The following is a 19,506-nucleotide window of genomic DNA, read 5'->3' as shown; positions in this document are numbered from 1 at the left end:
GGTTCTAGTGGTCGCCGCCCGGGGCTCCTGTGATCTCAGAAGTCGTCGTCGAAGGAGACCGACCCCTCGACCGCCACCTGGTACGCGGACGGGCGGCGCTCGAAGAAGTTCGTCAGCTCCTGGACGCCCTGCAGCTCCATGAACGAGAACGGGTTCTCGGACCCGTACACCGGGGCGAAGCCCAGCCGGGTCAGCCGCTGGTCGGCGACGCACTCCAGGTACTCGCGCATCGACTCGGTGTTCATGCCGGGCAGACCGTCGCCGCACAGATCGCGGGCGAACTGCAGCTCGGCCTCCACGGCCTCCTTGAGCATGTCCGTGACCTGCACCTGGAGCGTGTCGTCGAACAGCTCCGGCTCCTCCTTGCGGACCGTGTCGACGACCTCGAAGGCGAAGTTCATATGCATCGTCTCGTCGCGGAACACCCAGTTGGTGCCGGTCGCCAGCCCGTGCAGCAGTCCACGGGAGCGCAGCCAGTAGACGTAGGCGAAGGCCCCGTAGAAGAAGAGCCCCTCGATGCAGGCGGCGAAGCAGATCAGATTGAGCAGGAAGCGGCGGCGGTCGGCCTGCGTCTCCAGCCGGTCGATCTTCTCGGCCCCTTCTCCTTCCAGGGCGGCCATCCACTTGAAGCAGAACTGGGCCTTGTCCCGGATGGACGGGATGTTCTCCACGGCCGCGAAGGCCGCGGCACGCTCGTCCGGGTCGGGGAGGTAGGTGTCCAGCAGCGTCAGATAGAACTGGACGTGCACGGCCTCCTCGAAGAGCTGACGGCTCAGATACAGCCGCGCCTCCGGGGAGTTGATGTGCTTGTAGAGCGTGAGCACCAGGTTGTTCGCGACGATCGAGTCGCCGGTCGCGAAGAAGGCGACCAGCCGGCCGATCAGATGCTGCTCGCCCGGCGAGAGCTTGGCCAGGTCGGCGACGTCCGAGTGGAGGTCGACCTCCTCGACCGTCCAGGTGTTCTTGATGGCGTCCCGGTAGCGCTCGTAGAAGTCCGGGTAGCGCATGGGGCGGAGAGTGAGCTCGAAGCCCGGGTCGAGAAGATTCTGGTCACGCATTACTGGCAGGCCTCGCAGGACTCGGGGTTTTCCAGGGAGCAGGCGACTGCCTCTTCGGGGGTCGCCTGCACGGGGACGGAGGGGGCGGCTGCGGCGCTCGCGCCGCCGGCGGCGCGAGCGATCCGGGTGGCCGGGCGGGACCGCAGGTAGTACGTCGTCTTCAGCCCGGACTTCCAGGCATACGCGTACATCGAGCTGAGCTTGCCGATGGTCGGCGTCTCCAGGAACAGGTTCAGCGACTGGCTCTGGTCGAGGAACGGCGTACGGGCGGCCGCCATGTCGATCAGCCCGCGCTGCGGGATCTCCCACGCCGTGCGGTACAGCTCGCGGATCTCGGCCGGGACCCAGCCGAGGCCCTGGACGGAGCCGTTGGACTCGCGCAGCGCCTCCCGGGTCTGCGCATCCCAGACGCCCAGCTTCTTCAGATCCGCCACCAGGTACGAGTTGACCTGGAGGAACTCGCCGCTGAGAGTCTCGCGCTTGAAGAGATTGGAGACCTGCGGCTCAATGCACTCGTACACACCGGCGATGGAGGCGATGGTCGCGGTCGGGGCGATCGCCAGCAGCAGGGAGTTGCGCATGCCGGCAGCCGCCACCCGGGCGCGCAGGGCATCCCAGCGCTCCGGCCAGTTCGGCGTCACCTCGTAGTGGTCCGGGTGGAGCACGCCGCGCGCGGCGCGCGTCTCGGTCCAGGCAGGCAGCGGGCCATGACGCTCGGCCAGATCGCAGGACGCCTCGTACGCGGCGAGCATGATCCGCTCGGCGACCTTCGTGGAGAGCGCCTTGGCCTCGGCGGAGTCGAAGGGCAGCCGCAGCTTGAAGAACACGTCCTGCAGGCCCATCGCGCCCAGGCCCACCGGCCGCCAGCGGGCGTTGGAGCGGCCCGCCTGCTCGGTCGGGTAGAAGTTGATGTCGACGACCCGGTCGAGGAAGGTCACGGCGGTGCGGACGGTGTTGTCCAGCCGCTCCCAGTCGATCTCCCCGGCAGGGGTGACGAACGCGCCCAGGTTGACGGAGCCCAGATTGCAGACCGCCGTCTCCCCGTCGTCCGTGACCTCAAGGATCTCGGTGCACAGATTCGAGGAGTGGACGACCCTGCCGGGCTCCGCGGTCTGGTTGGCGGTGCGGTTGGCCGCATCCTTGAACGTCATCCAGCCGTTGCCGGTCTGCGCCAGGGTGCGCATCATCCGGCCGTACAGCTCCCGCGCCGGAATAGTCTTCCGGGCCAGACCGGCCGCCTCCGCCTTGAGGTAGGCGGCGTCGAAGCCATCGCCCCACAGGTCGACCAGCTCCGGCACGTCGGCGGGGGAGAACAGAGACCAGTCGGCGTCGGCGGCGACCCGGCGCATGAACTCGTCCGGGATCCAGTGCGCCAGATTGAGGTTGTGGGTGCGCCGGGCCTCCTCGCCCGTGTTGTCACGCAGTTCGAGGAACTCCTCGATGTCCGCGTGCCAGGTCTCCAGATAGACGCAGGCAGCGCCCTTGCGGCGGCCGCCCTGGTTGACGGCGGCGACCGAGGAGTCCAGCGTCCGCAGGAAAGGGACGATGCCGTTGGAGTGGCCGTTGGTGCCGCGGATCAGCGAGCCGCGGGAGCGGATGCGTGAGTACGACAGACCGATGCCGCCCGCGTGCTTCGACAGCCGCGCCACCTGGTGGTAGCGGTCGTAGATCGAGTCGAGCTCGTCCAGCGGGGAGTCCAGCAGATAGCAGGAGGACATCTGCGGATGGCGGGTGCCGGAGTTGAACAGCGTGGGGGAGGACGGCAGATAGTCGAGCCGGTTCATCAGCCCGTAAAGCGCGGCTACCTCCTCCAGGGCGCGGATCGAGTCGTCCTCGGCCAGCCCGGCGGCCACGCGCAGCATGAAGTGCTGCGGGGTCTCGATGACATTGCGGGTGATCGGGTGGCGCAGCAGATAGCGGCTGTGGAGGGTGCGCAGACCGAAGTAGCCGAAGCGGTCGTCGGCGCCCTGGGCGAGCGCCTGGTCGACGAGCGAGTCCAGCCGTGCAGAGTGCAGCCGGGCGAACTCCGCGGTCCGGTCGGCGATCAGGCCCTCGCGGCAGCCCACGGCGATGGACGCGGAGAACGAGACCGCCCCCTCACCGGCCGCCTCCTCGGCGATGGTCCGGGTGAGGAGCCGGGCGGCGAGCCGGGAGTACGCGGGGTCCTCGGAGATCAGCCCCGCGGCGGCCTCGGTGGCCAGCGAACGCAACTCGGCCTCGTCCGAACCGGCGTGCCGGCCGCGCAGTGCGGCGGCGGCGACCCGGCCCGGGTCGGTGTCGGGCAGATCGGCGGTGAGGTCGGTCAGGGTCCGCAGCAGCGCGGTCCCGGGGCCGTCGCCCACCCGCTCGGAGATGCCTGAAGCCGGATCGGCTGGCGCGATGGTCACGTGGTGCTCTCCCTCGCTCGGCTCTGGGCCGGCGGGGGAACGGGGCACGGGCGCGCACGCCGTCGCATGGGCGGCCGCGCGTCGTCCACCGGCCCAATTCCGCGAGGCCCGGACGTCTCTGGCGTCCGGTTCGGTCGAGCCGGACGCGCTGCCGGCAGGTCCTCGGACTGGCCTGTGGATGCGACAAAGCGCACCACGGCACACCGTTGCGGGACAGTTCCGGATTCGCACCGGATTCCCCTGGGCGGCAGCGAGGATGAGCATACATGTGGGGGCGGTGTGATGCGGACGGCCCTACATGTTGTGTCGGCCCGGCCTCTTCCTGTCACTGGGGCTCCGCCCCAGACCCCGTTTTCTCGGGGGCTCCGCCCCCGAACCCCCGCGCCTCAATCGCCGGCGGGGCTGGGTTTCTGGTCCCCGCGCCTCAAGCGCGGGCGGGGCTGGGTTTCTGGTCCTCGCGCCTCAAGCGCGGGTGGCTGGACGTCTGGTTCTTGCGCCTGAAGCGTCGGCGGGGTTGGGTTTCTGGTCCTTGCGCCTGAAGCGTCGGTGGGGCTGGGTTTCTGGTCCTTGGGCCTCAAGCGCTGGCGGGGCTGGGTTTCTGGTCCTTGGGCCTCAAGCGCTGGCGGGGCTGGGACTTGGCGTAGCCAGCCAAGCCCGCTGGGGCACCCCGGACGGAGTCCGGGGAGGTGCCTGGGGAAGGTCGAGGACACGGCCGAAGGCCGTGCCTGGGGGTCTGGGGGCCCGCCCCCGGTTATGGGAGGGGAAGGGCCCCCGCAGGCGCAAGCGCCTCAGCCGGCCGCGTCCGCGCCCACCTTCGGCAGCTCCCGCCGCCGCTCCCCGGGCTCCCCCGCGTCCGCCGTGTAGTCCGACGGCCTGGTCTCGTCCACGCCCTCCGGCGCCTTCAACGCCCGCATGACGAAGGTCAGCACCACCGTCACGATGACGTTCAGCACAAACGCCGTGAGGCCGATGTAGCCGATCTCACCGATTCCGGGGATCGCGGCCGACGAGCCGCCGAAGTGCTTCTGCGTTGGGCTGGCCACGCCGTACGCCGCCGCCGTGCCGTAGATCATGCCGACCGCCCAGCCTCCGAGCAGCGCCCAGCGGTGGAACCAGCGGGTGAACAGGCCGCCCACCAGCGCGGGGAAGGTCTGCAGGATCCAGATGCCGCCCAGCAGCTGGAAGTTGATGGCGACCGTCTTGTCCATGGTCAGCACGAACGCCAGTGCGCCGACCTTCACCAGCAGCGACACCAGCTTGGAGACCTTGGTCTCCTGCTCCGGGGTGGCGTCGGGCCGGATGAAGTCCTTGTAGATGTTGCGGGTGAACAGGTTCGCCGCGGCGATCGACATGATCGCCGCCGGCACCAGCGCGCCGATGCCGATGGCGGCGAAGGCCACGCCCGCGAACCAGTCGGGGAACATGTTCTCGAAGAGCTGGGGGATAGCCAGCTGGCCGTTGCTCACCGTCACCCCGGCGGCGAGCGCCATGAAGCCGAGCAGCGCGAGCATGCCCAGCATCAGCGAGTACAGGGGCAGGATCGTGGTGTTGCGCCGGATGACGTTGCGGCTGCGCGAGGACAGCGTCGCGGTGATGGAGTGCGGATACATGAAGAGCGCGAGCGCTGAGCCGAAGGCCAGGGTCGCGTAGCCCCAGTGGGCCGAGTCGCCCGGGATCAGCGAGCCGCGTGGCTTGTCGGTGGCCGGGTTGATCTGCTCGTACGCCGCGCCCGCCTTGGCGAAGATGTCGTCGAAGCCGCCGAGCCTGATCGGGATGTAGATGATCGCTACCGCGATGACGATGTAGATCAGCGTGTCCTTGACGAACGCGATCAGCGCGGGGGCGCGCAGCCCGGAGGAGTAGGTGTAGGCCGCGAGCACTCCGAAGGCGATCAGCAGCGGCAGGTCCTTGACGAACCAGTTGGTGTGCTCGCTGCCGCCGACGCCCATGACGTCCAGCACGGCCTGGATGCCTACCAGTTGGAGCGCGATGTACGGCATCGTCGCCAGGATGCCGGTGAGCGCCACCGCCAGGGAGAGCCCCTTGGAGCCCCAGCGTCCGCGGACGAAGTCGGAGGTGGTGACATAGCCGTGCCGGTGGGAGACCGACCACAGCCGCGGCAGGAAGGTGAAGATCAGCGGATAGACGAGAATGGTGTACGGGACGGCGAAGAAGCCCGCCGCTCCGGCCGCGTAGATGGCTGCCGGGACGGCCACGAAGGTGTAGGCCGTATAGAGGTCGCCGCCGAGCAGGAACCAGGTGATCCAGGTGCCGAACGAACGCCCGCCCAGGCCCCATTCGTCGAGGCTGTGCTCGTTCTCGGCCTTGCGCCAGCGCGCGGCCAGGAAGCCCATGACCGTGACGGCGACGAAGAAGAGGAGGAAGACGGCGAGTGCGACGCCGTTCACGCCGTCCTTCACAGGTCCCCGCCCTCCTTCCGGGCGGAGGCGGCGCGGGCGCTTTTGGCCCGGGCGCGCTGGTCACGCTGGAACAGCCGGTACGCGACCATGGTGAGCCCGGTCGAGACGACCACCCAGAGCATCTGGTACCAGTAGAAGAACGGCATCCCCGCGAACTTCGGTTCGACCCTGGCGTAGGAGCTCACCCAGAGCATCGCGACGAACGGTGCGATGAGACAGAGGGCGACGACGACCCGTAAAGGTGTCACCACGGGCCGCTGACGATCCGTCGCTTGCGTCGCTTCCGTCGGTTCCGGCGCTTGTGACGCCTTGGGCACTTCTGACATGCGGCGAACTCCGTCCCCTTGCCGAACGCCTGTGTAATGCGCACGAAATCTAGGGGAGGGCTGCCCGCCGCGACACCCCCTGTCCGGATAACGGATCTATTCCGTCACGTCGGTTGAACGACGGGAGGCTATTCGGCGGGACGCTGGAGCCGGGCGACGAACTTGTAGCGGTCGCCGCGGTAGACGGAGCGCACCCACTCCACCGGCTCGCCCTGGGTGTCGATGGAGTGCCGGGACAGCATCAGCATCGGCAGCCCGACGTCCGTGCCCAGCAGCCCGGCCTCACGCGGGGTGGCCAGTGAGGTCTCGATGGTCTCCTCGGCCTCGGCGAGCCGCACGTCGTACACCTCCGCCAGAGCGGTGTAGAGGGAGGTGTACTTCATCAGATTGCGGCGCAGGGCGGGGAAGCGCTTCGCGGACAGATGCGTCGTCTCGATGGCCATGGGCTCGCCGCTCGCGAGCCGCAGCCGCTCGATGCGCAGCACCCGGCCGCCCGTGGGGATGTCGAGCAGCCCGGCCAGGGTGTCGTCGGCGGTGACATAGCCGATGTCGAGCAACTGGGAGGTCGGCTCCAGGCCCTGGGCGCGCATGTCCTCCGTGTACGAGGTGAGCTGCAGGGCCTGGGACACCTTGGGTTTGGCGACGAAGGTGCCCTTGCCCTGGATGCGCTCCAGGCGGCCTTCGACGACGAGTTCCTGCAGTGCCTGGCGCACGGTGGTGCGGGAGGTGTCGAACTCCGCCGCGAGCGTCCGCTCCGGCGGCACCGGGGTGCCGGGCGGCATGGTCTCGGTCATCTCGAGGAGATGCCGCTTGAGGCCGTAGTACTTGGGCACGCGCGCGGTGCGGGCCTGGTTGCCGTTCTCGGTCTCGGTGCCGCTCCCGTCTGTGGTCATGGCCCGCCTCTCCGCCTTCTGCCCTGCTGCCGTCACCGGCACCTCCGTCTGTTGCGGCTCACATGGTGGCACGGCCCGATCACAGGTCGTCGACCTCCTTCAGGTGTCGGTCCGGTAACGGACGTGACAGCCCTTCTTATACACCCTTGACACCCCTAAAGGTCTAGGCCAAGCTCCCGGTACTGGTCTAAACCATTAAAGACCAGATCCCGGCCCCAGGGCAGACTCCGATGCGCGACCTCAAGTTCTGCGCGACTCCCGGGTGGTGGGGGGGTAACTCTTGCATCCCTTGAGGAGGGTGGCGTGAAGCGTAAGCTCATGGCTGCGGTGGGTGTGGCTGCGATGACCGCGTCGATCGCGGCATGCGGCTCCGACAGCACCGAGGCCGCGAAGGACCCCAAGGACCGCGACGAGACGCTGACCGTCTGGCTGATGGTCGATGCGCAGTCCACCTGGCCCGAGCTGGTCAAGGATGTCAACGCCCAGTTCAACGCCAAGTACCCCGAGGTCAAGGTCAACGTCCAGTACCAGCAGTGGGGCGACAAGACCAAGAAGCTGGACGCCGCCCTCGCCGGTGACAAGTTCCCCGACGTCGTCGAGCTCGGCAACACCGAGACGATGACATACATCCTCAACGGCGCCCTGGGCGAGATCGACGAGAAGAAGTACGAGAACTCCGACACCTGGATCAAGGGTCTCAAGGACACCTGCTCCTTCGAAGGCAAGCTCTACTGCGTTCCTTACTACGCGGGCGCCCGTGTCGCGATCTACAGCAAGGACATGTTCAAGGCCGGCGCCGGCTCGGACGCGCTGCCGGCCACCGAGGCCGAGCTGACCGCCGCCCTCGACAAGGTCCAGCAGAAGTACGGCCAGGACAAGGCCTTCTCGCCGCTCTATCTGCCCGGCCGCTACTGGTACGCCGCCATGTCCTACGTCGCCGCGTACGGCGGCCAGATCGCCGAGTACGACGAGGGCGGCAAGAAGTGGAAGGCCACCCTCTCCACGCCCGAGGCGCAGCAGGGCATCAAGCACTTCGTCGACCTGGTCAACAAGTACAACCACGGCGACAAGACGAAGGACGAGCAGGACCACGCCAACGTCATGGCCAACGAGAAGACCGCTCTTCTCTACGGAAACGGCTGGGAGGCCGGCAGCGTCGTCGACCCGGCCGCCAACGGCAACGAGAAGCTCAAGGACAAGATCGGCACCGCGGGCATGCCCGGCCCGAACGGCAAGGCGCTGCCGTCCTTCATCGGCGGCTCCGACCTCGCCACCATCTCCAAGTCCAAGGTCCAGGACCTGGGTCAGGAGTGGATCTCGTTGTTCACCAGTGAGAAGTCCCAGGCCGTCCTCGCCTCCAAGAACATCCTGCCCAACAACACCAAGCAGCTCGAGCCGCTGAAGGCGAAGCCGGAGACCGCCCCGATCGCCAACGCCGTCCCGGACGCCTGGTTCACCCCGATCGCCCCCGGCTGGGCCGCGGTCGAGAAGAGCGAGGTCCTGGAGCTGATGCTGCTCGACATCATCAAGGGCACGTCCGTCGAGGAAGCCACCAAGAAGGCCGACGAGGAGATCGACAAGCTGATCAACGAGCAGTCCTGACCTGACCCGGGACTCTCGACGGCTTCGGTCCCCTTCGTCTGTCGCGGGTGCGGCCGGCCTGCTCCGGCGCAGGCCGGCCGCACCCGCCCCGGTACTTCCCGGTCGTTACGTCTGAACGGAAGGCTCAGCACCATGAGTGCCGCCGATATGAAAGCAGCCGACCCGGCGGCGCCCGCCCCGCGGCGCACCGAGGCCACCGGCCCGCGGCCGCCCCGGGGCACGGCGCGCAAGGCCCGCAGCGTCCGCGCCCGAAGAGCCGGTGAGCTGCTGCCGTATCTGCTGATCGGCCCGACCATCGTCGCCATCGCCGCGGTCTTCCTCTGGCCGCTGGCCAAGACGGTGATCATGTCCTTCCAGGACGTCGGCCGCAAGGAGCTGTGGACGGGGGAACCGGCTCCCTGGGTCGGCTTCGAGCAGTTCACCGACATCTTCGCCGACGCGGCCTTCTGGGACTCCGTCGTCCTCACCGTGGTCTTCATGGCCGCGTGTGTGATCGCCACCCTTGCTCTCGGGCTCGCCGTCGCGCTGATGATGCAGCGCATGTCGGCATGGGTGCGGCTGCTGGTGACCGCGGCGCTGATCGCCGCCTGGTCCATCCCGCTGATGGTGGCCGCCTCGATCTTCCGCTGGTTCTCCGACTCCGACTACGGCGTCTGGAACATGGTCCTGTCCAAGTACCTCGGACTCGACTTCCAGGGCCACAACTGGTTCCTGGACCACAGACAGGGCTTCGTCGTCATCGGCGCGGTCGTCGTCTGGGGCGCGGTCCCCTTCGTCGCCATCACGCTGTACGCGGCCCTCACCCAGGTCCCCAGGGAACTGGAGGAAGCCGCGGCCATCGACGGCGTCGGGGCCTTCGGGAACTTCCGCTTCGTCGTCTGGCCGGTCATCAAGCCGGTCTTCCAGATGGTCGCGACCCTGTCGGTCATCTGGGACTTCAACGTTCTCGGCCAGGTCTGGCTGATGCGCGGCACCAAACCGGAACCCGAGTACGAGGTGCTCGGCCTCTACGCCTTCAACAAGGCCTTCGAGTCCAACTCCTTCAGCCAGGGCGCGGCGATCTCCTTGATCACGGTGCTGCTGCTGTCCGGCGTCGCCGTGTACTACCTGCGCCAGCTGCTCAAGATCGGAGAGGTCGAGTGAGCGCCACCGCCTCCGCCCCGAACCCCGCGAAGACCGCTTCCTCCGCGGAGACGGCGCCGGGGCCCTCGCCCGCTGCGATCCGGCCGGATCGCAGGAACAGATCCCGGCATGCCTACAACCTCATCGGGCTGCTGACCTTCGTCGTCATGATCTTCCCGGTGTACTGGCTGGTCATCAGCGCACTGAGGCCCAATGCCGAGATCCGCAGCTACGACCAGACCCTGTGGCCCTCGTCGATCACCTTCGACAACTTCAGCCGGGCCATGGACCAGGCCAACTTCGGCACCGCGGTCAAGTCCAGCCTCATCGTCTGCGTCACCGCGGTCGTAGGCGCGATGATCATGGCCACCATCGCCGCGTACGCCATCGGCCGCTTCCGCTTCAAGGGCCGCAGGATCTTCATGATCGTGCTGATCCTGGTCCAGCTGCTGCCGCCGACCGCGATGCTGATCCCCATCTATCTCCAGCTCAACGAACTCGGCGCGCTGAACGAGTACTGGGGCGTGATCATCGTCTATCTCGTCTCCACGCTGCCGTTCGCCACCTGGATGATCCGCGGCTTCGTGATCAACATCCCCAAGGAGCTGGAGGAGTCCGCCATGGTGGACGGATGCAGCCAGATGGGCGCCTTCTGGCGGGTCGTCTTCCCGCTGCTCGCGCCGGGGCTCGCAGCCGCCTCCATCTACTCGCTGATCAACGCCTGGAACGAGTATCTGCTCGCCTATGTCGTGCTCCAGGACAACGACAAGTACACGCTCAACGTGTGGCTGGCGAACTTCACCACCTCGCGCGGAGTGGACTACGGCGCGCTGATGGCCGCCTCGACGCTCATCGCCATCCCCGTCGTCGCCTTCTTCATGGTCATCCAGAAGAAGATGGCAGCGGGGCTCACCTCGGGCGCAGTGAAGGGATAACACCGCCCTATGACGACGCTTGTGAGCACATCCGACACCCTCACCCGCGACGCCCTCGCCGTGCTCCAGCCGGGCTTCACCGGCACCACGGCCCCCGACTGGCTGCTCCGCCGCATCGGCGAAGGGCTCAGCGCGGTCGGTCTGTTCGGCCGCAACATCACCTCGCCCGAGCAGCTCGCCGCGCTCACCGCGCAGCTGCGGGCCGAGCGGGACGACGTCCTGGTGGCCATCGACGAGGAGGGCGGCGACGTCACCCGGCTCGAGGTGCGCACCGGCTCCTCCTTCCCCGGCAACTACGCGCTGGGAGTGGCGGACGACACCGAGCTGACCCGGGCCGTCGCAGCGGAGCTCGGCCGGCGGCTCGCCGCCTGCGGGGTCGACCTCAACTGGGCGCCCTCCGCTGACATCAACTCAAACCCTAATAATCCGGTCATTGGTGTGCGGTCCTTCGGCGCGGACCGTGAACTGGTCGAACGTCACACCGCCGCCTATGTCGAGGGGCTCCAGTCGGCCGGGGTCGCCGCCTGCACCAAGCACTTCCCCGGACACGGCGACACCGGTGTCGACTCACACCATGCGCTGCCCCGCATCGATGTGGACCTCGCCACGTTGCACGCCCGTGAACTGGGGCCTTTCCGCGCGGCCGTCGCCGCGGGTTCCAAAGCCGTGATGAGCGCGCATATCCTGCTTCCCGCGCTCGACCCCGACCGCCCGGCGACGCTGAGCCCGCAGATCCTGACCGGACTGCTGCGTGAAGAGCTGGGCTACCAGGGGCTGATCGTCACCGACGGCATGGAGATGCAGGCCGTCGCGGCGACGTACGGCATCGAGCGCGGCTCCGTGCTCGCGATCGCCGCGGGCGCCGACGCCATCTGCGTCGGCGGCGGCCTGGCCGACGAGGAGACCGTGCTGCGGCTGCGCGATGCGCTGGTCACGGCGGTGCACCACGGCGACCTGCCCGAGGAGCGGCTCGTCGACGCAGCGGCGCGTGTGCGCGCCCTCGCCGACTGGACGCGCCGGGCCAGGGGGGCTGAGAGGGAGCCGGGCGCGGCTTCAGAGGAGGGGACCGCGCCCGGCTCCGGCAGGGCGGACGTCGGGCTGGTCGCGGCCCGGCGCGCGGTGAAGCTGACGGCGCGCCTGCCGTACGAACCGCCCTCCACCGCCCCGTATGTGGCGGCCCTCACCCCGATCGCGAACATCGCCGTCGGCGACGAGACCCCGTGGGGCGTGGCGGCGGAGCTGGACGCCCTGCTGCCGGGCACCGCGAGCGGCTCGTACGGGGAGACGGACGACGCCCGCGGGCCGGCCGACGAGGTGCTGGCCGCGGCGGGGGACCGTAGGATCGTCGCTGTGGTGCGCGACGCCCACCGCCACCCCTGGATGATGCGTGCGCTCGACGCCCTCGTCGCCGCCCGGCCCGACACGGTCGTCGTGGAGATGGGCGTGAACGGCATGACGCCGAGGGGAGCGCTGCATATCGCGACCCACGGGGCGGCCCGGGTGTGCGGGCGCGCCGCCGCCGAGGTGATCGCCGGGGCCGGCGCGTGATTCCGGGGTACCGGGGCGTGGTTCCGGGGTAGCCGTCAGGAGGTGCCGGCATGTCGTCCGTGACCAACCTCTCAGGAGGGCACGGGGAGAGCGAGCTTCCCGGCCGGATCATGGCCGGGGAGATGGCGGAGCAGCCGGCGGTGCTGCGGCGCGTCCTCGAAGCGGGCGCGCCGGCGATCCGCGAGGCCGCCGAGGCCATCGCGGCGAAGAGGCCCCGCTTTGTGCTGCTGACCGCGCGGGGCACGTCCGACAACGCGGCCCTGTACGCCAAGTACCTGCTGGAGGTCCGGCTGGGGCTGCCGTGCGGGCTCACCTCGATGTCCACGACGACGGCGTACGGCGCGCGGCCGGACCTCAGGGACGTACTCGTCGTCACCGTCAGCCAGTCCGGCGGGTCACCGGACCTGGTGGCCTCCACGATGGCTGCGCGGGACGCCGGGGCGATCACCCTGGCCGTCACCAACAACGCGGACTCGCCGCTGGCGGCGGTGTCGGAGTGCCATGTCGACATCCTGGCCGGCCCGGAGAAGGCGCTTCCGGCGACGAAGACGTACACCGCGTCGCTGCTGTCGCTCTATCTCCTTGTGGAGGGCCTGAGCGGCGGGGACGGCGCGCCCGCGACGGTGCTGCCGGAGCTGGCCGAGCGGGTGCTGGCGCGGGGCGACGAGGTGCGGCAGCTCGCCGCGCGGTACCGGTTCGCCGAGCGGATGGTCATCACCTCGCGGGGATACGGCTATCCCACGGCGAAGGAGGCGGCGCTCAAGCTCATGGAGACCAGCTACATCCCGGCGCTGTCGTACTCCGGGGCGGATCTGCTGCACGGGCCGCTGGCCATGGTCGACAACATCTCACCGGTCATCGCGGTGGTGACGGACGGCAAGGGCGGCGAGGCGCTCCGGCCGGTGCTGGAGCGGCTGCGGGGGCGCGGCGCGGATCTTGTGGTGATCGGCCCCGAGGCCCAGGTGGCGGCGGCGTCCGCAGGCTTCGTCCTGCCGACGGCGGGCGTGCCCGAGGAGCTCCAGCCGATCCTGGAGATCCTCCCCCTCCAGCGCCTGGCGTACGAGATCACGATCGCGCGCGGCCAGGACCCGGACGCCCCGAGGGCGCTGGCCAAGGTCACCCAGACCCGCTGAGCCCCTCCGGGGAGGGGTGCCCGGCCCCGTGGCTGCGGGTTTCCGTCCCTGCCCACCCGCCCTTGCTCGGTGCGGCGTCTGCGCCCCACACCCGCGCAGTCCCCCGGCGCTTCGCGCGGGGGCGGGTTTCCCCGCAGCCGCCGGGGCGGCGGCGCATGGCGTGCCCCGGTGCTTCGCGGGGCGGTCGGCGTCGGGTGGCGGAGCACCCGGTCGCAAGGCACCCGCGGGCCGCGGCGCCGCGACGGGACCCTCAACCCGTACGGCACCGCAGCCCGGAGTTGCGCCGGCCGTCGGGTGTGCGGTCCCGGGCGGCCGGGGGAGGCATCGGCGCAGTCAGGGCAGAGAGCGCCCGGTGCCTCGATCCGCCCTCCTGTGCGGGGAGGGCGGAAGCTTTTTTACCGGTTCATTGCGAACCTCGTCATACATGTCATTCTGGACTAGACCATTTAGGGATGTCTATCCGTTCGCACAGCTTAGTTCCCGGCGGCCCGTTCGTTCACCCCAAAGGTACGCTCGCAGATGTGCCGTCCATGAACGATCTCGTACGCCAGCACACCGCCCTGAGCGAATCCGACCTCGAGTGGCTCCATCTGCTGGTCTCGGAGTGGCAGCTGCTCTCCGATCTGTCCTTCGCCGACCTCGTCCTGTGGGTTCCCACCCGCGACGGCACCCGCTATGTCTCCGTCGCCCAGATGCGTCCCAACACCGGACCCACCTCCTACCAGGACGACATGGTCGGCCATCTCGTCCCCCGCGGCCGGCGTCCGCTGCTGGACGCCGCGCTGGACGAGGGGCGGATCGTCCGGGAGGGCGACCCGGAGTGGCGTGAGGAGGTTCCCGTGCGGGTGGAGTCGATCCCCGTACGCCGTGAAGGCCGCGTCCTCGGCGTCATCGCGCGCAACACCAATCTGCTGACCGTGCGCACCCCCAGCCGGCTGGAGCTCACCTACCTCCAGTCCGCCTCCGACCTCGCCCAGATGATCGCCGCGGGCGCGTTCCCCTTCCCCGGCCAGCAGGTCGACATGGACGCCTCGCCCCGCGCCGGCGACGGGCTGATCCGCCTCGACGCCGACGGGGTCGTCCAGTACGCCTCGCCGAACGCCCTGTCCGCCTACCATCGCCTCGGCCTGGCCGCCGACCTCGTCGGCCAGCACCTGGGCCAGATCACCGCCGAGCTGGCGCCCTCCCGCGGCCCGGTCGACGAAGCCCTGGTCAAGCTGGCCTCCGGCTACGCCCCCCGCGAGGCCGAGGTCGAGGGCAACGGCGGTGTGATCCAGCTGCGCGCCATCCCCCTCAAGCCCAAGGGGCCGCGGATCGGCTCCCTCGTCCTGCTGCGCGACGTCACCGAACTCCGCCGCCGCGAGCGCGAACTGATCACCAAGGACGCCACCATCCGGGAGATCCACCACCGGGTGAAGAACAACCTCCAGACGGTCGCCGCGCTGCTGCGCCTGCAGGCCCGACGGATGGATTCGGTACGGGGGAGGGAGGCGCTCAACGAGGCGGTGCGCCGTGTCGGCTCGATCGCGATCGTGCACGAGACCCTCTCGCAGAACCTCGACGAGCGGGTCGAGTTCGACGACATCGCCGACCGGGTCATCGCCATGGTCGCCGAGATCTCACCGGGCAAGGTCGAGTGCCGCCGCACCGGACGCTTCGGCATTCTTGACGCCGAGGTCGCCACCCCGCTGTCGATGGTGCTGACGGAGGTGCTGCAGAACGCCCTGGAGCACGCCTTCCCGCAGGACGGGCACGGCTCGCTGGAGGTCTCGGCGGTGCGCGGAGGTCTGCGCCCCGGCGCCGGGCGGCTGCTGATCACCGTCCAGGACGACGGCCGCGGTCTGCCCGAGGGCTTCGACCCGCAGAGTGCGGGCAACCTGGGCCTGCAGATCGTACGGACCCTGGTGGAGGGGGAGTTGGGCGGTACGTTCGACATGCTCCCCGTGCCCGCTCCGGACCGCGGCACTCGTGTCGTGCTCGACATCCCCTTGCAGGCGGAGAAGGAGAAGCGCTGAGAGGGCGCCGCCGACGGCGATGAGCCCCGGACCGTGGAGAGCGGTCCGGGGCTCGAAGCTGTATGAGGTGGTGCTCGGTGCGCATTCGGGGTACTGCGCGGCTGCGGCTCGGGGGCGGTGGAGTGCGTACTCGCTGTACGCGCCGCCGGCCTTAAGGTCGTAGCGGGGGCGTGTCAGGCGCTTGCGTTGCGCGCCCGGTTGCGAGCGGCGCGGCGCTTCATCGCGCGGCGCTCGTCCTCGCTGAGGCCACCCCAGACGCCGGAGTCCTGGCCGGACTCGAGCGCCCACTGCAGGCACTGCTCCATGACGGGGCAGCGACGGCAGACGGCCTTGGCTTCCTCGATCTGCAGCAGCGCAGGACCGGTGTTGCCGATGGGGAAGAACAGCTCGGGGTCTTCCTCGCGGCAAACGGCGTTGTGACGCCAGTCCATGGCTGCTACCTCTCCTTGATTACACACATGCTTGTGAATGTGAACGCTTTCACGAATCCCCCCGCAAGGGAAGGGCCGACTTCCGGTTGCCCGGTGTGGTCCTGGGTTTGAGGAGGGGTTCTGGCGATCTGTGGTGCCGGTGGTGCGGGCTGTCCCGATCGCCAAGAAGAGATTCGCAAACCTCGGCGGCGGATACAACCCCTTCCGGAAAGTTTTTTTTGATTCCTCGGTGTCGACTAGGTCACAGCCGTACTTCTATGGGGTGGGAGCCAGTCCGTGCGTTCGAGTTAAAGGACTTTCGGCCCTTCCACTCACACAATCACACGCAGTGCACGGCGAACGCCTGTGAACGTCACGCTAGTCCGTAGTCCAAGGTGGTCGCCATCCATCTGGAAAGGGAGTGGAACCTTTGAATGCAAGGTGAAGTCTGTGACGTCGTGAAGCCTCAGCGCATGCTTGCCGCGCGGGCCGCGCTCGGGGGAGGAGGTGAGCAGCTGGGTGGCGTAACGGGCCACCGCCGACGTCGACAGCCGGGACAGCGCGAGCACGTCGAGCGCGGTGTCGAACGAGGCGTCCGGCGACGCGTACACCGGACGATTGCCCAGGTAGGTCCAGGGCGCGGTGTTGCAGACTATGGACAGCGCCAGGTCGGAGACCGGCTCCGCGCCGGGACGCTCCAGGGTGATCTTCCCCCGGCGCCGGTGCGGCTCGTTCACGAACTGGCGGAAGGCCTGGCGGACGTAGAGCGCGTGTGTGGACCGTTTGCCGCGCTCCCGGTGCTGTTCGACCCTGCCGATCACGCCCGCGTCGAAGCCGAAGCCCGCGCAGAACGTGAACCAGCGGGACGGCACGCCCTCGTCCTCCGTACCGGGTGTGCCGGCGGCGAGGCCGAGGCCGACCGTCCGCTCCGTGCGGTCACGGAGCGCGTCCAGGATCGCGCCGGTCGCCTCCACGGCGTCGTTCGGCAGGCCCAGCGCGCGGGCGAAGACATTGGTGGAGCCACCGGGCACGACGGCGAGGCGGGGAAGCCGCTCCGGGTCGGGGCCGTGGTGCAGCAGACCGTTGACGACCTCGTTGACCGTGCCGTCTCCGCCGAGGGCGACGACCAGATCCATGTTGTCGCTCTCCGCCGCCCGGCGCGCGAGGTCGCGGGCGTGGCCGCGGTACTCGGTGGTGACGGCCTCCAGCTTCATCTCGCTGGCGAGTGCGTGGATGAGGACGTCACGCGTGCGGGCACTGGTGGTGGTGGCTGCCGGATTGACCACGAGAAGTGCGCGCATGCGGAGCAGCGTACCTACTGGGGGGTACCGGGCCCAGTCCGGGGCTTCGACCTGTGGACGGCGACGGGACACGGCGGGCCGCTACCCTGCTGGGGTGAGCGCCGAAGACCAGACCAGTCCTGAGCAGAGCAGCCCCCAGTCCTCCCGCCCCGCCCGGCTGACCGCGGCGGCCGCGGTGTCCGGAGTGGAGGGCCTGGCCCTCGCGGGCGGCGGCGGATACATGCTCGTCGAGGCGCTCCTCGGGCAGCCGGACGGCCGGACCCAGGCCCTCATGGGCGGTCTGACCNCCGGACGGCCGGACCCAGGCCCTCATGGGCGGTCTGACCCTCTTCGCGCTCGCGCTGATTCCGCTGGCCGCGGCGCGCGGACTGCTGCGGATGCGCAGCTGGAGCCGCGGCCCCGCGATCATCACACATCTGATGGCGCTCATCCCGGCGTGGACGCTGCTGCGTGCCTCCGGCGCGCTGATCCCCCTCGGAATCGCACTGGCGGCGGTCGCGGTGACGGGCCTTGTGCTCCTGGTCAACCCGACGGCGACGCAGGCGCTGGGGATCCGGGGAGCGGGCGCGACGCGCGACGCTTAAGGCGGCGGGCGACCTCAATCGCCGGACGGGCTGGAAGATCCACCCTGTCCGGCGACCGAGGACCAGACCAAGCCCCGCCCGGGGGCACCCCCGTGGGGGCGCCTCCGGGCGGGGCACCCCCGGACGGAGTCTGGGGGAGGTAGCTGGGGGAGTCTGCGGCGCGGGGGTCCGGGGCGGAGCCCCCGCAGGGGGTCTGGGGCGGAGCCCCGGTTACTCCTCCACCAGCAGCTTCTCGCGCAACTGCGCCAGCGTCCTCGCCAGCAGCCGGGAAACGTGCATCTGGGAGATGCCCACTTCCTGGGCGATCTGCGACTGCGTCATATTGCCGAAGAACCTCAGCAGCAGGATCCGCTTCTCCCGCGGCGGGAGGTCCTCGAGCAGCGGCTTGAGCGACTCCCGGTACTCGACGCCCTCCAGCGCCTCGTCCTCCGCGCCGAGGGTGTCCGCGACCGCGGGGGACTCGTCGTCGGTGTCGGGAACGTCCAGGGAGAGCGTGGAGTACGCGTTGGCGGACTCCAGGCCCTCGAGGACCTCCTCCTCCGAGATGCCGAGGCGCTCGGCGAGCTCGTGGACGGTCGGGGAGCGGCCGTGCTGCTGGGACAGCTCGGCGGTGGCGGTGGTCAGGGAGAGCCGCAGCTCCTGAAGGCGGCGCGGCACACGCACCGCCCACCCCTTGTCGCGGAAGTGCCGCTTGATCTCGCCGACGACCGTGGGGGTGGCGTAGGTGGAGAACTCCACGCCCCGCTCGGGATCGAAGCGGTCCACCGACTTGATCAGGCCGATCGTGGCGACCTGCGTCAGATCGTCGAGCGGCTCCCCGCGGTTGCGGAAGCGCCGCGCCAGATGCTCCACCAGCGGCAGATGCATCCGCACGAGCTGATTGCGCAGCTCCGCCCGCTGCGGAGACCCGGCGGGCAGCTTGCGCAGCTCGATGAAGAGTGCCCGTGCCCCGCTGCGGTCCTGGGGGGCGAGCGGCTGCTCGTGCTGCTGCTCCGGCGTGTGCTCGCTGTGCTCGCTCATACGGTCCGCCTGGTCCGCCTGGTCTGCCTGGGCCTGAGCCGGCCGGTCCGCGGCCGCCGGCCGGCCGCCCGGTCCGTCCACCGCCGGGTGCGGCCGCGCCTGCTGCTCGGGGATGCCGGCCGACGAGCTCAGCACCCTGGGGTTGCGCTCCTCGTCCTCCTGCATCGGACCGTCCCCGTTTCCGTCGCTCACGCCGGCCCGGGTCCCGCGCCGCGCTGCTTGTACAGGCTGATGGAGACCGTCTGGTCGTCCGCCACGGAGGAGTCGACCTTGCCGGCCAGTGCGGAGAGCACCGTCCAGGCGAAGGTGTCGCGCTCCGGGGCGCGCCCGTCGGTCGTAGGAGCCGAGACCGTCACTTCGAGAGAGTCGTCGACCAGTCGGAACACACAGCTGAGGACCGACCCGGGGACGGCCTGCTGCAGCAGGATCGCGCACGCCTCGTCGACCGCGATCCGCAGATCCTCGATCTCGTCCAGGGTGAAGTCCAAGCGCGCAGCCAGACCGGCCGTGGCCGTACGCAGCACGGAAAGGTAGGCGCCCGCAGCGGGCAGACGGACTTCCACGAAGTCCTGAGTCCCGGGCTCGCCTGCGATCTGGGACACCCTCACCTCCAAGGTGCACAAGCTCTTTCGGGGCCGCGGGAGGGAAGGTCCCGAAGCCGTGGGGCATATGTCAGTACGCGGCGGTACTGCCTGGCGACGCTATCGCGATCCATGATGCCGTGTCGCCGGACCCCCAACCGATGGCTGTCA

At 69.5% G+C, this 19,506-nt stretch carries 15 protein-coding genes, 1 pseudogene and 1 riboswitch; of the genes and pseudogenes, 7 read left to right on the top strand and 9 right to left on the bottom strand.

Annotated features, from left to right (window positions below):
* Positions 1-35 precede the first annotated feature (35 nt).
* The 5 genes from QCN29_RS01695 to QCN29_RS01675 all read right to left on the bottom strand — a co-directional run bounded on the left by QCN29_RS01695 (position 36) and on the right by QCN29_RS01675 (position 7,084).
* Positions 36-1,058 carry a ribonucleotide-diphosphate reductase subunit beta gene (locus QCN29_RS01695; RefSeq protein ID WP_279925625.1) on the bottom strand — a complete coding sequence of 341 codons (1,023 nt, stop codon included), beginning with the start codon at positions 1,056-1,058 and terminating at the stop codon, positions 36-38.
* Complete coding sequence (locus QCN29_RS01690) at positions 1,058-3,445, bottom strand: ribonucleoside-diphosphate reductase subunit alpha (RefSeq protein ID WP_279925624.1); 2,388 nt, start codon at positions 3,443-3,445, stop codon at positions 1,058-1,060. The genes QCN29_RS01695 and QCN29_RS01690 overlap by 1 nt, the downstream gene beginning before the upstream one ends.
* Before the next feature lie 136 nt (positions 3,446-3,581).
* A riboswitch (cobalamin riboswitch) is annotated at positions 3,582-3,709 on the bottom strand.
* A gap of 524 nt (positions 3,710-4,233) precedes the next feature.
* Positions 4,234-5,865 carry a monocarboxylate uptake permease MctP gene (gene mctP / locus QCN29_RS01685; RefSeq protein WP_279925622.1) on the bottom strand — a complete coding sequence of 544 codons (1,632 nt, stop codon included), beginning with the start codon at positions 5,863-5,865 and terminating at the stop codon, positions 4,234-4,236.
* Positions 5,862-6,191, bottom strand: coding sequence for a DUF3311 domain-containing protein (locus tag QCN29_RS01680; protein WP_398859076.1), 330 nt, complete (start codon positions 6,189-6,191; stop codon positions 5,862-5,864). Before QCN29_RS01680 ends, mctP begins: the two co-directional genes overlap by 4 nt.
* Before the next feature lie 128 nt (positions 6,192-6,319).
* Positions 6,320-7,084, bottom strand: a complete 765-nt coding sequence (locus QCN29_RS01675; RefSeq protein WP_240134889.1) for a GntR family transcriptional regulator — start codon at positions 7,082-7,084, stop codon at positions 6,320-6,322.
* A 303-nt stretch (positions 7,085-7,387) separates the two neighbouring features.
* Between QCN29_RS01675 and QCN29_RS01670 the strand changes: the two genes are divergently transcribed.
* From QCN29_RS01670 to QCN29_RS01645, 6 genes are all read left to right on the top strand, one after another.
* Positions 7,388-8,686, top strand: a complete 1,299-nt coding sequence (locus tag QCN29_RS01670) for a sugar ABC transporter substrate-binding protein (protein WP_279925619.1) — start codon at positions 7,388-7,390, stop codon at positions 8,684-8,686.
* A 132-nt stretch (positions 8,687-8,818) separates the two neighbouring features.
* Positions 8,819-9,829 carry a carbohydrate ABC transporter permease gene (locus QCN29_RS01665; protein ID WP_279925618.1) on the top strand — a complete coding sequence of 337 codons (1,011 nt, stop codon included), beginning with the start codon at positions 8,819-8,821 and terminating at the stop codon, positions 9,827-9,829.
* Between the two features lie 77 nt (positions 9,830-9,906).
* Entirely contained in the window at positions 9,907-10,743 is an 837-nt protein-coding gene (locus QCN29_RS01660; protein ID WP_240135057.1) for a carbohydrate ABC transporter permease, read from the top strand.
* Positions 10,744-10,752: 9 nt separating this feature from the next.
* Entirely contained in the window at positions 10,753-12,291 is a 1,539-nt protein-coding gene (locus QCN29_RS01655; protein ID WP_279925617.1) for a glycoside hydrolase family 3 protein, read from the top strand.
* A gap of 50 nt (positions 12,292-12,341) precedes the next feature.
* Positions 12,342-13,424, top strand: coding sequence for an SIS domain-containing protein (locus QCN29_RS01650; protein ID WP_279925616.1), 1,083 nt, complete (start codon positions 12,342-12,344; stop codon positions 13,422-13,424).
* A 530-nt stretch (positions 13,425-13,954) separates the two neighbouring features.
* The gene (locus QCN29_RS01645) at positions 13,955-15,439 is read left to right on the top strand and encodes a PAS domain-containing sensor histidine kinase (protein WP_279925665.1); all 1,485 of its coding nucleotides are present in this window, start codon (positions 13,955-13,957) and stop codon (positions 15,437-15,439) included.
* Between the two features lie 173 nt (positions 15,440-15,612).
* Here QCN29_RS01645 and QCN29_RS01640 read toward each other — a convergent pair whose 3' ends face one another.
* Both QCN29_RS01640 and QCN29_RS01635 read right to left on the bottom strand, forming a co-directional pair.
* The gene (locus tag QCN29_RS01640) at positions 15,613-15,870 is read right to left on the bottom strand and encodes a WhiB family transcriptional regulator (RefSeq protein ID WP_003953983.1); all 258 of its coding nucleotides are present in this window, start codon (positions 15,868-15,870) and stop codon (positions 15,613-15,615) included.
* 311 nt (positions 15,871-16,181) lie between these two features.
* Positions 16,182-17,150 (bottom strand): diacylglycerol/lipid kinase family protein, encoded by a 969-nt coding sequence (locus QCN29_RS01635; RefSeq protein ID WP_279925615.1) that lies wholly within the window; start codon positions 17,148-17,150, stop codon positions 16,182-16,184.
* Between the two features lie 94 nt (positions 17,151-17,244).
* On the opposite strand from QCN29_RS01635, the pseudogene QCN29_RS01630 reads away from it, so the two are divergent.
* Positions 17,245-17,734 (top strand): annotated as a pseudogene (locus QCN29_RS01630) (hypothetical protein).
* Between the two features lie 210 nt (positions 17,735-17,944).
* Here the strand turns inward: QCN29_RS01630 and QCN29_RS01625 are convergent.
* Both QCN29_RS01625 and QCN29_RS01620 read right to left on the bottom strand, forming a co-directional pair.
* Positions 17,945-18,946: an RNA polymerase sigma factor SigF gene (locus QCN29_RS01625; protein WP_398859075.1), complete on the bottom strand. Its 1,002-nt coding sequence runs from the start codon at positions 18,944-18,946 to the stop codon at positions 17,945-17,947.
* On the bottom strand, positions 18,943-19,356 hold the full coding sequence (locus QCN29_RS01620) for an ATP-binding protein (protein WP_240134896.1): 414 nt from the start codon (positions 19,354-19,356) through the stop codon (positions 18,943-18,945). The genes QCN29_RS01625 and QCN29_RS01620 overlap by 4 nt, the downstream gene beginning before the upstream one ends.
* Positions 19,357-19,506 lie beyond the last annotated feature (150 nt).

This window comes from Streptomyces chengmaiensis, from assembly GCF_029846775.1.
In the GTDB taxonomy this organism is placed as follows: Bacteria; Actinomycetota; Actinomycetes; order Streptomycetales; family Streptomycetaceae; genus Streptomyces; species Streptomyces chengmaiensis.
The sequence above is the reverse complement of the archived record's forward strand: the minus strand, read 5'-3'. Positions and strand labels throughout refer to the sequence as shown.

What these genes read in the sequence shown, in the direction of transcription:
- QCN29_RS01645 (WP_279925665.1), top strand. Translation starts at nt 13,955, where the DNA reads ATGAACGATCTCGTACGCCAGCACACCGCCCTGAGCGAATCCGACCTC.
- QCN29_RS01635 (WP_279925615.1), bottom strand. Translation starts at nt 17,150, where the DNA reads ATGCGCGCACTTCTCGTGGTCAATCCGGCAGCCACCACCACCAGTGCC.
- QCN29_RS01665 (WP_279925618.1), top strand. Translation starts at nt 8,819, where the DNA reads ATGAGTGCCGCCGATATGAAAGCAGCCGACCCGGCGGCGCCCGCCCCG.
- QCN29_RS01680 (WP_398859076.1), bottom strand. Translation starts at nt 6,191, where the DNA reads ATGTCAGAAGTGCCCAAGGCGTCACAAGCGCCGGAACCGACGGAAGCG.
- QCN29_RS01695 (WP_279925625.1), bottom strand. Translation starts at nt 1,058, where the DNA reads ATGCGTGACCAGAATCTTCTCGACCCGGGCTTCGAGCTCACTCTCCGC.
- QCN29_RS01675 (WP_240134889.1), bottom strand. Translation starts at nt 7,084, where the DNA reads ATGACCACAGACGGGAGCGGCACCGAGACCGAGAACGGCAACCAGGCC.
- QCN29_RS01655 (WP_279925617.1), top strand. Translation starts at nt 10,753, where the DNA reads ATGACGACGCTTGTGAGCACATCCGACACCCTCACCCGCGACGCCCTC.
- QCN29_RS01640 (WP_003953983.1), bottom strand. Translation starts at nt 15,870, where the DNA reads ATGGACTGGCGTCACAACGCCGTTTGCCGCGAGGAAGACCCCGAGCTG.
- QCN29_RS01650 (WP_279925616.1), top strand. Translation starts at nt 12,342, where the DNA reads ATGTCGTCCGTGACCAACCTCTCAGGAGGGCACGGGGAGAGCGAGCTT.